This window comes from Flavobacterium sp. MEB061 (genome assembly GCF_000834715.1).
GTDB lineage: Bacteria > Bacteroidota > Bacteroidia > Flavobacteriales > Flavobacteriaceae > Flavobacterium > Flavobacterium pectinovorum.
Map to the genome: position 1 here is coordinate 30551 of NZ_JXQR01000006.1, position 13554 is coordinate 44104.

Annotated in this window: 15 protein-coding genes; all 15 read right to left on the minus strand. The window is 33.3% G+C overall.

What is annotated here, in order from left to right; genetic code table 11:
* Positions 1 to 61 precede the first annotated feature (61 nt).
* The 15 genes from RT99_RS02650 to RT99_RS02725 all read right to left on the minus strand — a co-directional run bounded on the left by RT99_RS02650 (position 62) and on the right by RT99_RS02725 (position 13451).
* Positions 62 to 1921 carry a peptidase M61 gene (locus RT99_RS02650; protein WP_042563190.1) on the minus strand — a complete coding sequence of 620 codons (1860 nt, stop codon included), beginning with the start codon at positions 1919 to 1921 and terminating at the stop codon, positions 62 to 64.
* Positions 1922 to 2019: 98 nt separating this feature from the next.
* Positions 2020 to 2298 carry a DUF2805 domain-containing protein gene (locus tag RT99_RS02655; protein WP_042563191.1) on the minus strand — a complete coding sequence of 93 codons (279 nt, stop codon included), beginning with the start codon at positions 2296 to 2298 and terminating at the stop codon, positions 2020 to 2022.
* Between the two features lie 111 nt (positions 2299 to 2409).
* Positions 2410 to 3246 carry a sterol desaturase family protein gene (locus RT99_RS02660; RefSeq protein WP_042563192.1) on the minus strand — a complete coding sequence of 279 codons (837 nt, stop codon included), beginning with the start codon at positions 3244 to 3246 and terminating at the stop codon, positions 2410 to 2412.
* Positions 3247 to 3379: 133 nt separating this feature from the next.
* Positions 3380 to 3619 (minus strand): GlsB/YeaQ/YmgE family stress response membrane protein, encoded by a 240-nt coding sequence (locus RT99_RS02665; RefSeq protein WP_042563193.1) that lies wholly within the window; start codon positions 3617 to 3619, stop codon positions 3380 to 3382.
* 32 nt (positions 3620 to 3651) lie between these two features.
* Positions 3652 to 4362, minus strand: coding sequence for an aquaporin Z (aqpZ, locus tag RT99_RS02670; protein WP_042563194.1), 711 nt, complete (start codon positions 4360 to 4362; stop codon positions 3652 to 3654).
* A 30-nt stretch (positions 4363 to 4392) separates the two neighbouring features.
* Positions 4393 to 4749 carry a MauE/DoxX family redox-associated membrane protein gene (locus tag RT99_RS02675; RefSeq protein ID WP_042563195.1) on the minus strand — a complete coding sequence of 119 codons (357 nt, stop codon included), beginning with the start codon at positions 4747 to 4749 and terminating at the stop codon, positions 4393 to 4395.
* Positions 4750 to 4834: 85 nt separating this feature from the next.
* Complete coding sequence (locus RT99_RS02680) at positions 4835 to 5731, minus strand: DMT family transporter (protein WP_042563196.1); 897 nt, start codon at positions 5729 to 5731, stop codon at positions 4835 to 4837.
* A 210-nt stretch (positions 5732 to 5941) separates the two neighbouring features.
* The gene (locus tag RT99_RS02685; protein ID WP_042563197.1) at positions 5942 to 7072 is read right to left on the minus strand and encodes a peptidylprolyl isomerase; all 1131 of its coding nucleotides are present in this window, start codon (positions 7070 to 7072) and stop codon (positions 5942 to 5944) included.
* Between the two features lie 50 nt (positions 7073 to 7122).
* A complete protein-coding gene (locus tag RT99_RS02690) occupies positions 7123 to 8196 on the minus strand; it encodes a peptidylprolyl isomerase (RefSeq protein WP_042563198.1) in 1074 nt (357 codons plus the stop codon).
* Positions 8197 to 8211: 15 nt separating this feature from the next.
* A complete protein-coding gene (gene gldI, locus RT99_RS02695; protein ID WP_042563199.1) occupies positions 8212 to 8904 on the minus strand; it encodes a gliding motility-associated peptidyl-prolyl isomerase GldI in 693 nt (230 codons plus the stop codon).
* 5 nt (positions 8905 to 8909) lie between these two features.
* Positions 8910 to 9914: a bifunctional oligoribonuclease/PAP phosphatase NrnA gene (locus RT99_RS02700; protein WP_042563200.1), complete on the minus strand. Its 1005-nt coding sequence runs from the start codon at positions 9912 to 9914 to the stop codon at positions 8910 to 8912.
* A gap of 395 nt (positions 9915 to 10309) precedes the next feature.
* Positions 10310 to 11569: a voltage-gated chloride channel family protein gene (locus RT99_RS02710; protein ID WP_042563202.1), complete on the minus strand. Its 1260-nt coding sequence runs from the start codon at positions 11567 to 11569 to the stop codon at positions 10310 to 10312.
* A gap of 108 nt (positions 11570 to 11677) precedes the next feature.
* Complete coding sequence (locus RT99_RS02715) at positions 11678 to 12061, minus strand: RidA family protein (RefSeq protein WP_042563203.1); 384 nt, start codon at positions 12059 to 12061, stop codon at positions 11678 to 11680.
* A gap of 165 nt (positions 12062 to 12226) precedes the next feature.
* Positions 12227 to 12532: a chaperone modulator CbpM gene (locus tag RT99_RS02720; protein WP_052483518.1), complete on the minus strand. Its 306-nt coding sequence runs from the start codon at positions 12530 to 12532 to the stop codon at positions 12227 to 12229.
* Complete coding sequence (locus RT99_RS02725) at positions 12525 to 13451, minus strand: DnaJ C-terminal domain-containing protein (protein WP_042563205.1); 927 nt, start codon at positions 13449 to 13451, stop codon at positions 12525 to 12527. The genes RT99_RS02720 and RT99_RS02725 overlap by 8 nt, the downstream gene beginning before the upstream one ends.
* Positions 13452 to 13554: the final 103 nt, after the last annotated feature.

The following is a 13554-nucleotide window of genomic DNA, read 5'->3' on the forward strand; positions in this document are numbered from 1 at the left end:
AAGACATAAAAAAAACCGACAAGTGATTGTCGGTTTTTTTTTATACTATCAATTAAAGAAATTATCCTTTCAACCACGCAGTTTTAAGTTTCTCTTTTGAAGCATCTGTAGCTTTAAAAGTTTCTTTTTCTTCGTATGGAAGTTTCACAGTTCCTTTTATAGTTTGCTCTTTACCATCACGTTTTATTTGAAGCGTAATAGGATCATTTTCTTTCCAGTTTTCACTTTCTGTAATCAAATCGTAGATGTTGTCAAGATTGTAAGTTTTGCCATTTACAGTTGATATACCATCCCCGGCTTTAAGATTTAAATTTGTAAAAAACACATTTAAGTCAACATCCTTGCGAATACTTATTGCTTTAGTCGCTTTGTCAACACCAATATAAGGCTGCTGTCCTTTAATGAAAATTGTTCCGGGTGCTTTTTCAACAGATTTTGTTACGCCTACTTTTGCTAAATAAGTTTCATAAGGAATAGGAGTAGTTCCGGCAACATAAGTTTTTAAGAATTCACCAACTTCAGGATATGTCAATTGAGTAATTTTTGCAAAAAGCTCATTATCGTTAAATGGTTTTTCAACGCCATATTCACTGGATAATTTATGCATTAAGTCAAGAATTCCTCTTTCACCATTACTTTTTTCTCTAATAATAATGTCTATGCACATACCAATTAAGGCTCCTTTTTGGTATACATTTAAGTATTGGTCTTTGTAAGGTGGCTCTAAAACATTTTTGCTCATTACCGTAAACGACATGGTATCGTTTAAACCTTTTGCCTGTTCTATTTTATCAGCGATACGTGTGTAAAATTCAGCTTCGTCAATTAAACCCTGATTAATTTGAAAAAGGTTTGCAAAGTATTCAGTTACACCTTCATACATCCATAAATGTTCTGACATTTTTGGTGCATTATAATCAAAATACTGAATTTCTTTTGAATGAACAGTTAGCGGAGTTACAATATGGAAAAACTCATGAGAAACTACATCTTTCATAGATTCAACCAATTTTTCTTTTGGCATTGATTCCGGCAAAACAACTGTTGTAGCAGTAGGGTGTTCTAAGGCACCAAAACCGTGTGCATCATCTTTTGCCATGCTTGATAAATACAATAAAACAGTATATTTTTTAGTCGCATTTACTTTTCCTAAAAAGTTTTTTTGCGCTGTCATCATTGTTTTCATTTCCGGTGTAATACTTTCGGCTGTAAATTTTCCTGTTGGAGAATAAACGGCGATTAAAATATCCATTCCGTTTACATTGAAAGTTGTATAGTCCGGTTTAGAATACATAATTGGATTTTCAACCAAAACAGCATACCGTGGCGTAGTAAAAACGTCACTTGTTTTGCTTGCATCTTCATCATTCATAGAAGTTGCTCCCCAAAGTGTTTCAGGATGCGTAATGGTAACTTTATACGGAACATCTAATTTATCCTGAAAATACCCGACAAAACCGTGTGTATTGACCATGAAATTGATTCCTGCGTTGATATTAGTTCCTGCTGGCGAGAAAACGTCATCATTACCAAAGCCGGTTCCTTTTTCAGTATCAAAAGTATCACCAACTAAATAAGTTATTTTTGTTAATGTTTTGGCATTTGAAATGGACCATGAATTATCGTCGATTCTTTTTACTGTTAAAGCGTTTCCTTTAGCATCAAAAGCTTTAAAATCATCAGAATATTTACCGTAATTATCTGTAGAATAAGTTCCGGGAACTGTTTTCGGAATACTGTAAATAATTTCATCTGTTTTTATTTCCGGCGGAGTAACGGTTACCAAAACTTTATCGTCTTTTACATCGACAAGATTAATAGTAACGGCCACGGTATTACTTTTTGCAGCTCCGGAACCCGTACCGGTTTTACAGCTCCAAAACGTTACCGCAAGAGCTAATGTGTAAAGTATTTTTTTCATTTGTTTATGTTTAGTTATGTGTATTTGACTTATAAAATGTAATAATGTTACATAAAATTAAAAATAAAAAAAAACTCCCGATTCACAGGAGTTTTATGCTAGTCAAGTTTGTTCTTTATGTAATATTTTCCATCCAAATCTTCATCAAAATCATCTATTTTAACGGGTTTTGGTTTTGGTTTATTTGCGATCGCCTTCTTTTTCCACATTTCAAATTTTTCGAGTGGCATTTTCTTTTTCATGATTTCCAGAACTTCTTTTTCTGCCAATCCAAATTCTTTTTTTATAATTTCAAATGGATTTCTTTCTTCCAATGCCAACGAAACAAGTTTTTCCGTTTGTTCCCAGCTCAACTCTTTGCGGTTACTCTTTTTCATCACGTGAAAATTAATTCAAAATAGGGGTTAATGATTAATAGATTGATTTTCAATTTAAGTATCAATATTAATAAAAAAAATAATTAGTTGGTTCGATCGGGTGTGTTTTTTTTAATGATTTTGCTTGTTTTTTTTGGATCTTGATTTTTGAAACGGAATTTTTAATAAATTTTTCAATTTGTTATGCTCATCTGCTGTCATGTGAGTATCTACTCCGTATATTAATTCTTCTTTTGGTAAAGTTGTAAAAGTGCCAAAAAGCCGATCCCAAACAGAAAAAATGTTTCCATAATTGCTATCAGTGTAAGGTAAAACATAATGATGATGTACTTTGTGCATATTAGGAGAAACGATAAAATAACTCAGAATATTGTCTAATTTAGGAGGCAGCGAAATATTAGCATGATTGAATTGAGAAGCTATGACAGATAATGATTGATAAAGAAAAACCATCCACATCGGACTTCCCACTATTAAAACGCCTGCAGTTGTAAATAAAAAACGAATGATGCTTTCTCCCGGATGATGTCGATTTGCCGTTGTAGTATCAATCCAGGTATCTGTATGATGAATTAAATGAAAACGCCATAAAAATTTTATTTTATGTTCGATAAAATGCGCCAAATAAGCACCAATTAAATCTAATAAAAGCAAACCAATAAGGATATAAAGCCAAATTGGAATTTTTGGGAGCCATTGCAAAATTCCAAAATTATTTTCGGTTGTCCAGGCAGCAGTTTTAATTAGTATAAAAGCTAAAATGAAATTTACGATAATAGTAGTAATCGTAAAAAAGATATTTATTCCTGCGTGATGCCATTTTCTATATTGCATCCGGAATAGTGGAAATGTATTTTCGATAAGCCAAAAAATAGTTATTCCTCCAACCAAAATTAAACTTCGGTGTGAAGATGGAATCGTACTGAAATAAGCAATGATTTCATTCATAATAAACTATAGAATAAACTTTGTTACTTAAAAAGTGTATTAAAGTTACTGATATTTAACAAAAAAAAGAGAAAATCAAATATAAATATATAAGATTTTCTCTTTTAGAATAAATTATCTTACTGAAGATTTATTACTTTTTGATAAGACTGATGATAAATAGTAAAACCCAGGCTCCTCCAACGGCGATTAGTATTTGCCATAAAAGGCCACCTCCTCCAATTCCAAGTTTACCGGCAATCCATCCACCGATGAATCCACCAATAATTCCAACGATGATATTACCAATTAATCCAAAGCCGGCACCTTTCCAAACCTGACCTGCTAACCATCCCGAAATTGCTCCAATAAGTAAGAAATATAAAAATTCCATATTTTAAGTTTTAATGTTATTTGTAAATAATACTATTCTGTATCGTCTTGTTTTTGTAATAATGTTTTATAAATAAATCCGGCAACAATAGCCCCTAAAATTGGTGCAACCCAAAATAGCCAGACTTGCGTAAGTGGTTCTCCACCCACAAAAATTGCCTGAGACAATGATCTTGCAGGATTAACAGAAGTATTTGTGATTGGAATGCTTATTAAATGAATTAATGTCAGGGCCAAACCAATTGCAATACCAGCAAAAGAGCTGTTTGCAAATTTATCTGTGGCGCCTAAAATGATTAATAAGAAAAACAAGGTAAGCACAAATTCAGCAATAAAAGCTGCCGCTAAAGAATATCCATCCGGAGAAAAAGCTCCAAAACCATTTGATGCAAATGCTCCCGCTTTGGTTGCATCAATTACAAAACCTGCTTTTCCTGAAGCAATGGTATATAATGTACCTGCTGCTGCAATTGCACCGATACATTGTGCGATTATATAAGGGATCAAATCTTTTGCAGGGAATCTTCCTCCGGCCCATAAACCAAACGAAACTGCGGGATTAAAATGTCCGCCTGAAATATGACCAACAGCATATGCCATTGTTAATACCGTTAAACCAAAAGCCAATGCAACACCTGCAAAACCAATCCCCAATTCAGGATATCCTGCCGCAAAAAGTGCACTTCCACAACCACCAAAAACCAGCCAATAAGTTCCGAAGAACTCAGCAAATAACTTTTTCATAGTAAATAAATTTAATTAATAGTTTGTTTGTTAAAGGGTATATTTGTATGCCCATAAAATCAATACAATTTGTAAGGGCAAACGTATTAATAAAATAATTTTTAACAAAGAAAAACCTCCTTTTTTCTTACAAAACATATTAACATTTGCAGGAAAAACAGCAATTAATAATGCTATAATTCCCCAGGCAGCCAATTTTGTTGTAAAAGGAACTATTAGCAGCATGCCTAAAATAATTTCGGCGACTCCACTTAAAATATTTAATAATTTGGGGTTTGGCAGATAAGAAGGAATGATCTTAATGTACATTCCCGGATTTTTGAAATGATTAATTCCCGCAATTATATAAAGAAAAGCCATTAAATATAAATGCCAGGGTAGGTTCATGATATAATTATTTATCACGAAATTATAAAAAAAATTAACAAAAATTGATTTACAATTACTTTATTTTTAATAGAACGTAAATTTGTTAATTTTTGCGTTTGAAATTTACATTCATTATAATAATGGCAAGAATAATTAAAACAATTCCAACCCATTGTAAAAAGATAACTTTTTCATTTAATAAAACATATGCCATCATTACTGAAACTGGTAATTCGAGAGCAGAAACAATGCTTCCTAAACCAATTCCCGTTAACGGAAACCCTGCATTCATAAGCATCGGAGGAATTATTGTTCCAAATAAAGATAAAATGATTCCCCATTTCATGAAAATGGCAAGATTAAAAGCAGTTGTCTGAGTCGCAAATGCAAATGAAAACACAATTACTGCTCCTCCTAATAGCATATACAAACTACGCTGTGCAGATGAAATTTCAGTCGCAACACGATTTGCAGTAAACATAGTTGTCGTAAAAGATGCTGCAGCCATAATTCCCCATGCAATACCTCTCCAATCTAATTTTATATCATTATTGATAATATTGGTCGCCAAAACAGTTCCAATCAAAACAATAAATACGGCAATAACTTTTTGTTTTGAAGGTAATTTTTTTTCCAGAATCATTTCCAGCAAAACACCCATCCAGACGGTTTGCATTAATAAAACGATACCAATAGAAACCGGAATATACTTTACAGCCAGATAATAGAATAAACTGGTCATTCCTAATGAAGTCCCCGCAAGCATTAAGCTAAATATGTTTTTTGGTGTTGCTTTTACAACATTATCTTTATGCTTTATTTTTTGAAATGTATTAATTAATAAGATACCAATAATTCCCAATACAAATTGAGATGTTGTTACTTCTGCAGTAGTATATCCTTCAGAATAAGCCATTTTTACAAAAGTAGCCAGCATTCCATAAGTTGTAGCACCAATTGCAACTAAAAATACTCCCTTTAATACATTGTTTTGTGACATCTTAAATTGTTTTAATTAAAAATAAAAGCCGGCAAAGGTAAGCTATTTTGTTTAGGATTTAATAGAAAACAGTTGTAAACATTATTAGTGTTGTGATTTCAGATTTAATTTTAGACGTAAAATTGTGAATTTGTTAGATTTATGTTAGATTTAATAAAATAAAAAACCCATCAATAATGATGGGTTTTTATATCTAAAATTTAAAATAAATTATTTTAAAGCTGGTTGATTTTGATAAGTTTCGATTTCAAAAACCAAAGTTGCGTTTGGCGGAATTACCCCTCCTGCACCTTTTTCTCCGTAAGCTAAATTTGAAGGAAGAAAGAAAATTGCTTTTTCTCCATCAGTCATCATACCTAATGCTTCTAAGAAACCAGGAATCATTCCGTCTTTTTTACCAACTGTAAAAGGAAAAGCCTGATATCCTTTTTGAGCATCTCTGTTAGCATCATATTTACCATATGCTTTTGCTACCTGAGACATGCTGCTGTCAAAAAGATTTCCGTCTTCAAAATATCCTGCATAGTGAAAATAAATTGTAGATCCGTCAGCTCCTTTTACCCCGGTTCCTTTTTGTGTAATAACATATTGTAGACCAGATGGTGTTGCAGTTGCTTTGGCTTTAGTAGCAGCAAAATAAGCTGCTTTTTCAGCAATTACTTTCTTACTTTCCGCTTTTTTAGCTTCATCTTTTTTTGCATCATCAGCTATAACTTTTAAAGCATCAAATTTTTTAGCCGCAGCACCTTTACGAGTAATAGTAATTTTTGTCATGATATCGTCCTGAACAATTTTATTTACATTGTCCATTCCTGAAACTACGTGACCAAAAATAGTATGTTTTCCATTTAACCAAGGCGTTTCTTTATGTGTGATAAAAAACTGGCTTCCGTTTGTTGCCGGACCTGAATTTGCCATGGCTAAAACACCGCCTTTTTCAAATTTTAATTCTTCAACAAATTCATCTTTAAATGAATATCCCGGACCTCCGGAACCGTTTCCATCAGGATCTCCACCCTGAATCATAAAATCATTGATAACTCTGTGAAATTTCAAGCCGTCATAAAATGGCTTTCCTTTTAGTCTTTCTACTTTTACATTAGGATTTGTACCTTCTGCCAAAGAAATAAAATTAGCCACAGTAACTGGCGCTTTTACATATTCTAAAGACAAAACAATATCACCTTTAGTTGTAGAAATAGTGGCAAAAATTCCCTCATTAGGATTGGCCTGTGCAACTGCTTTTGCTGTAGCTGGTTTTTTTGCAGTAGTTTTTTTTGTTGCTTGTGCCTGAACATTGATTATTGCAAGGCAAAATAAAAATAGAAATTTAAATTTCATCGTGTTTTAGAATTTAAGTCTGTAATAATGTTTCAAAAATAAGAATATTATTACGGTTTTTCCAGTAATTGTACTTCAAAAATAATATTAGCATTTGGAGGAATAACTCCACCAGCTCCCGCAGCTCCGTAAGCTAAATGAGAAGGGATAAAAAGAACAGCTTTATCACCAAAAGAAAGCTTTTCAATACCCTCAATAAATCCGGGAATCATACCGTCTTTTTTACCTGCCTGAAAAGGAATTGGCGAATATGCTTTTGCTTCAGCTCTTGCAGGATCAAATTTTCCAAAAGTTTTGGCAACGTCTTCAATACTTGTGTCAAACAAAGTCCCGTCTTCTAAAAATCCAGCGTAGTGAATGTATAACTGAGTTCCAATTGCAGGTTTTTTACCGGCTCCTTTTTCAGTAATTACATATTCTAAACCTGTTGAAGTTTTAGTTGCTTTTGCTTTTTGAGCAGCATAATAGTCAGTTTTTTCTTTTTGAACTCCTGCAAATTTGCTTTTTTCTTTTGCTATATCTGAAAAATAATCATTAAAAACTTTTACTGCATCAAACTTTTTAGCAGCTTCTCCATTTCTGATAATAGTAACAGAAACGATAGTATCATCTTGTTTTACCTGATTAACAACTTCTTGTCCTTTTTCAACCACATGACCAAAAATAGTATGTTTTCCGTTTAACCATGGCGTTTCAACATGAGTAATAAAAAACTGACTGCTGTTTGTTCCCGGACCATTGTTTGCCATTGCCAAAACACCTGCTTTGTCAAATTTTAGATCAGTGAATTCGTCTTTAAATTTATATCCTGTATCACCAGAGCCTGTTCCTTCAGGATCTCCTGTCTGAATCATGAAATCTTCGATAACTCTGTGAAACTTTAATCCGTTGTAAAACGGTTTTCCTTTTAGGTAATCTTTGGTTACAAATTCATTTTTCCCTTCGGCCAAAGTCACAAAATTAGCAACCGTAACCGGTGCTTTTTTATAATCTAATTCAACAATAATATGACCTTTGTTGGTTTCAATATCTGCATATAAACCATCAGGCAAATTGCTATGCTCGTCTTTACAAGAATAAAATGAGGAAACGGCTAATAGTAATAATAAAATACTTTTTTTCATTTTTAAAATATTGTTTTATGGTTTTACAGTGTCTTTTTTAGTTTCAGTGGCTGCTTTTTTAACTGCCGGTTTTGTTGGTTGAACCGCTGGATTTTTTGTTGCAGCTGCAGTTGTTGTACCTGTAGTTGCAGGAGTTGCTGTTGAAGTTGTTGCAACGGCCGGATCCGGAACAAAATTTCTTAGCGTAACAGTACAAATCAACGATTCATTGGTTCCGATTTTTTTATTATCGCCATGATACCCGTATGCAATATGTGATGGAAATAAAAATGTAACGGTTTCATTTTTATGCATTAGCTTAATACCGTCGCGTAATCCCATCATGATATCTTGTTTGTCAACATAATAAGTTTGCGGGCCAAGCTCTGCTTCAGAATAAATAATTTTACCTTCAATATCTTTTATTTCTAAATTAAAATAAGCGATATCTCCTTTTTTGGGAGTTTGTGTATCGGTTAGATTTTTTTCATCATATGAAAGCCAGTAACCTTTTCTGGTTGCATAATATTTTACTTTCGGATTGCTTTTGATGATTTTTTTAATAACATCTTCTTCGCTTGCAACCAGTTTTTTATTGCGGTCAGCCGATTTTTTCATAAAAGAACCTGAAGATCTCGAAATAGGTCTTCTTGCTTCTTCGTGTTGTTTACAGCTAACCAATAAAACAGCAAAAAGTAGGGTGTAAATGCTTAGTTTTAAGTAGTTCATTTGGGTTATATTTTTAGTTTTGTTACTAAATCTTCAAATTTTTTCACCGTTTCTTCCATAGAAACTTCAGATCTTCCTCCGGCGGCGTTGCTGTGGCCTCCTCCATTAAAATGATCTCTGGCGAATTGATTTACGTCAAATCCTCCTTGCGAACGGAAAGATATTTTAATAATATTTTCGTCTTTATTTTCTATAAAAATAGCAGTAAAACAGATGCCTTTTATGCTTAATCCGTAATTAACAATTCCTTCTGTATCGCCTTTTACATAGTGAAATGCATCTAATTCTTCTTGGGTAAGTGTTGTATAAGAAGCTTTGTACTCTTCAAAAACTTTCATGTTTTGCAAAGCGCGACCTAATAACTGCAAACGACTATAAGAACTATTATCAAACAAAAGAACCGGAATTTGGGTATTTTCGACTCCTAAATCTATCAATTCGGCAATAATTCGGTGTGTATTTCCTGTTGTTCCGGGAAAACGAAATGATCCGGAATCAGTTAATATTCCCGTATAAATGCAAGTTGCGATGGTTTTGTCTAAATCTTGTTTTTTATCTAAAAAAGAAATGAAATTATACACCATTTCGCAGGTAGAACCAAACGCTGTGTCAGAGTACATATAAGTGGCATAATCATCAGGTTTTTGATGATGATCGATCATGATAAATGGCGCAGTTAGTTTTGCCAAAGTATGTTCCATTTCGCCTGTACGATGAAAAGCATTAAAGTCAAGAGTAAAAATTAACTCGGCTTCTTCTAATATTTTGGTACAGTTTTCAGTGTCTTTTTCGAATATTTTTACGGTTTCAGAACCCGGTAACCAGGCTAGGAAATCAGGAAAATCATTAGGCGCAATCACCGTTGGCTGATGATTGTTTTTTAATAAAAAGTGGTACAAACCTAACGTAGATCCCATGGCATCGCCATCTGGACCTCTGTGCGGAATTATGGCGATTTTCTTTGGGGTTGCGAGCAACAATTGTATCGCTTGAATATCTTGTATTTTCATAGTGTGCGAATTTACATTTTTTTAATGTAATGCTGAAATCATTTTATATTTTAAGTTAGATGTTACGGGTTATTGATTAAAAGTTTTTTAAATTGGTTAATTCTTGGTTTGAATTCCGAAAAATTGAACGCGGATGAAACGGATTCGCTAAAGCGAAAACGCGGATTTAAGCAGATTTATTCTAGATTGAAATTTCACAAAGATTCTCAAAGAATTCACAGAGATTCACGAATTTTTTGGAATTTGGAATTTATTTTTTGGAATTTAATTGAAACGCGGATGAAACTGATTCGCTAAAGCGAAAACGCGGATTTAAGCAGATTTATTTAGATTGAAATTTCGCAGAGATTCTCAAAGGATTCACAGAGATTCACGAAAATTTTGGAATTTGGAATTTAATTTTTGGAATTTTCGTTTGCTATTGGATTTTGGAATTTAAAAAATTGGAATTTATTTTTCGAGACAATTTGAGATTTATAAATTCCAACAGAACCCGAAGAAAAATAAGCAACTATACAAGCAACTGCAATAAAAATTCCGGGTTGAAGACCAAATAATTCCAGCCCCATAATGGTGCAGGTAATAGGAGTGTGGGTCGCGCCCGAAAATACGGCTACGAATCCTAAACCTGCCAAAAGTGCAATTGGCATCGGAATAATTACAGATAAAGCACTTCCTAAAGTAGCACCTACAAAGAATAACGGAGTTACTTCTCCGCCTTTAAACCCGGCTCCTAACGTAAATCCGGTAAATAATATCTTGAGTAAAAAGTCATACCATTGGTTTTGATTTGAAAATGAATCCACAATTTCCGGAACTCCTAATCCTGAGAATTTTGTAAATCCAAAACCTGCTATTGCTATGGCTAAAATGATTCCGCCAATGAAAGGTCTTAAAGGTGGATATTTAATTTTTGAAAAAAGTGAACCCCAAAAGTGCGTACTTCTCGAAAATAATAAAGCAGCAAGTCCGGATAAAACGCCAATGATAATGGTATAAAATATGGTGGAAATTGAAATTTGTGGAATCTCAGGAATACTGTAATGTGTATGTTTTACCTGCCAGAATTCTACCGTAAAATAAGCGACATAAGCTACTAAAAAGGATAAAAGGATACTTTTGAGATTTATTTTACTGAAATATAAAACTTCTAAAGCAAATATAGCGCCCGCCAACGGTGTTCCAAAAACAGATGCAAAACCAGCGCTGATACCGAGAATAATTAAGATTTTGCGTTCGGAGTTGTCTAGTTTGAAAATTTTCGTGAATTGATCTGCAATTGCGCCGCCCATTTGTACAGCCGTGCCTTCCCGGCCTGCAGAACCTCCGAATAAATGAGTAATTAAAGTTCCAAAAAGAACTAACGGAGCCATTTTAAACGGAATTATTTTTTGCGGATTTTCGTATTCTTCCAGCAATAAATTATTGCCTTTTACAACCGATTCTCCCCAATAATAATAACTCAGTCCGACTAATAATCCGCCGAAAGGCAAAAACCAGACAATCCAGTCGTGATGAATTCTAAATTGAGTAACAAATTCTAATGAAACTAAAAAAAATGCCGACGCAGATCCTGAAAAAATACCTATCAAAACGCAGATCAAAATCCATTTGAAAGTGGTAAGGAATATTTCTTTTGGTTTTTGAGAAGTCATTAATGTAAATGCGGGCAGATTTTTCGCCACGAATTCACGAATTTAGAAAAAAATATCTGTTTTGATCTTTTTAGAATAGTAATTCGTGAATTCGTGGCTAAAAAAATATTATTGTATCACAGCTGTAAATTCAATTTCAACTAAATATTCAGGAGCAACCAGTTTGCTGATTTCATAAAAACCGGTTGTAGGTTTTACATCTTTAAAGAAAGCAGAATGTGCTCTTGCAACATCTTCAAAAGTTGAAATGTTGGTTGTAAAAATACGGGTTCTGATTACATCTTTCATTCCAACATTCAAATCTTCAAGAACTTTTTCAACACGTTCCAAAATATTATACGTTTGAGCATAAGCATCGTCAGCTTTTACTTTTTCGCCATCAACAATTGCCACAGTTCCTGAAACTTCGATAATATTACCAATTCTTACAGCACGGCAATATCCCATTTTATCTTCCCATGGTGATCCTGTCAAGATGTTTTCTCTTTTCATTTTGTTAGTTTTTCTGAATCGTTTTTGTCAGTTTTAAAAACAAATTCGGGTTAATTAATTCTGCTGCAATTTATAAAATATGTAGCTGAAAAGGAGTTTTTTTATTTAAAATCCATCTGTAAATTATTGTTTTTTGTGATATTTTGGATCGAAAAATTGATATGATTATTCTATTTGATGCTGTTCAAAAAGACGCAATTTATTTTGCGTCGCCGTTAAGTTTTGCTGTAAAGTTTCAATTTTATTCAGCAAATGATAAATAGCATCAATTCCTTCCAGATTGATTTTAAGATCATAATGCATTCGTATCATTTTTTCTATTGCAGGCAATTGTTCCGGCTGTAAATATTCATCTTCTTCCTGAATAATAATTTCAACTAAACCATAATTATTCAGCTCTGTTATAAAAGTATTTTCAATTTCGTGATACAGGCAAAATTGTTTTATCTGGATTAAATTTTTACTATTCATGATTTCTGATTTTAGCTAATTCTGCGAATAATTCTTTTTCTTTCTGAGATAATTTTGTTGGTGTTTTTACATTATAAGTGATGTATAAATCGCCAAATTGATTGTCTTTTTTATACACCGGAAATCCTTTTCCTTTCAGTTTCACCTTCGTTCCGGTTTGGGTTTCGGCAGGAACTTTAATTTTTACTTTTCCATCAAAAGTATTCACGAAAAATTCTCCGCCTAAAATTGCGGTATATAAATCGAGATCAACATCTGAATATAAATTATTTCCCTCTCGTTTAAAATCAGAATTGTTTTCGATATTAAAAGTAATATACAAATCACCATTCGGACCACCGTTTGCACCGGGTCCGCCATGACCGGGAATTTTTATAATCTGACCATTTTCGACACCTGCCGGAATTGTGATTCGGATATTTTTTCCGTTTACAGCCAGATTTTGTTTGTGAGTGGTATATGCCGAGGCTAAATCTAATTGTAATTCGGCATTAAAATCCTGGCCTCGATATTTTGCCTGACCTCTGGAACTTCTTCCTGCAGATCCGTACATGGAATTGAAGAAATCTGAAAAATCACTTCCCGAAAAATCGCCACCAAAACCAGAAAAGTCTCCGCCCGAAAAATCAGAACTGCTTTGTTGTCCTGATCGCTGTTGATTTGGGTTGTAACCCGCTTTCTCAAATTCGTCTGCATGTTGCCAGTCTTTTCCGTATTTGTCGTATTTTTTTCGGTTTTCGGGATTGCTTAAAACCTCATTCGCTTCGTTGATTTCCTTGAATTTTTTCTCCGCTTCTTTATCATTCGGATTCAAATCAGGATGGTATTTTCTGGCCAGTTTTCGATACGCTTTTTTAATCTCAGTTTCTGTGGCTGATTTTGAAACATCTAATGTTTTATAATAGTCTATATAATCCATTTTCTGTGTTTTTTTAGTGGAATAATTAAGGTATTGAAGTTAGGAATAAGTTGATGATTTTCAAAATTTTATTTTGGTACTTTCTTATAAAAAAATAATTTCT

Coding starts and splice junctions, on each gene's coding strand:
- RT99_RS02655 (WP_042563191.1), bottom strand. CDS start 2,298: ATGAAAAAGAGTAACCGCAAAGAGTTGAGCTGGGAACAAACGGAAAAA.
- RT99_RS02650 (WP_042563190.1), bottom strand. CDS start 1,921: ATGAAAAAAATACTTTACACATTAGCTCTTGCGGTAACGTTTTGGAGC.
- RT99_RS02700 (WP_042563200.1), bottom strand. CDS start 9,914: ATGAAAATACAAGATATTCAAGCGATACAATTGTTGCTCGCAACCCCA.
- RT99_RS02725 (WP_042563205.1), bottom strand. CDS start 13,451: ATGGATTATATAGACTATTATAAAACATTAGATGTTTCAAAATCAGCC.
- RT99_RS02665 (WP_042563193.1), bottom strand. CDS start 3,619: ATGGAATTTTTATATTTCTTACTTATTGGAGCAATTTCGGGATGGTTA.
- RT99_RS02660 (WP_042563192.1), bottom strand. CDS start 3,246: ATGAATGAAATCATTGCTTATTTCAGTACGATTCCATCTTCACACCGA.
- gldI (WP_042563199.1), bottom strand. CDS start 8,904: ATGAACTACTTAAAACTAAGCATTTACACCCTACTTTTTGCTGTTTTA.
- RT99_RS02675 (WP_042563195.1), bottom strand. CDS start 4,749: ATGAACCTACCCTGGCATTTATATTTAATGGCTTTTCTTTATATAATT.
- RT99_RS02680 (WP_042563196.1), bottom strand. CDS start 5,731: ATGTCACAAAACAATGTATTAAAGGGAGTATTTTTAGTTGCAATTGGT.
- RT99_RS02690 (WP_042563198.1), bottom strand. CDS start 8,196: ATGAAAAAAAGTATTTTATTATTACTATTAGCCGTTTCCTCATTTTAT.
- aqpZ (WP_042563194.1), bottom strand. CDS start 4,362: ATGAAAAAGTTATTTGCTGAGTTCTTCGGAACTTATTGGCTGGTTTTT.
- RT99_RS02720 (WP_052483518.1), bottom strand. CDS start 12,532: ATGAATAGTAAAAATTTAATCCAGATAAAACAATTTTGCCTGTATCAC.
- RT99_RS02685 (WP_042563197.1), bottom strand. CDS start 7,072: ATGAAATTTAAATTTCTATTTTTATTTTGCCTTGCAATAATCAATGTT.
- RT99_RS02710 (WP_042563202.1), bottom strand. CDS start 11,569: ATGACTTCTCAAAAACCAAAAGAAATATTCCTTACCACTTTCAAATGG.
- RT99_RS02715 (WP_042563203.1), bottom strand. CDS start 12,061: ATGAAAAGAGAAAACATCTTGACAGGATCACCATGGGAAGATAAAATG.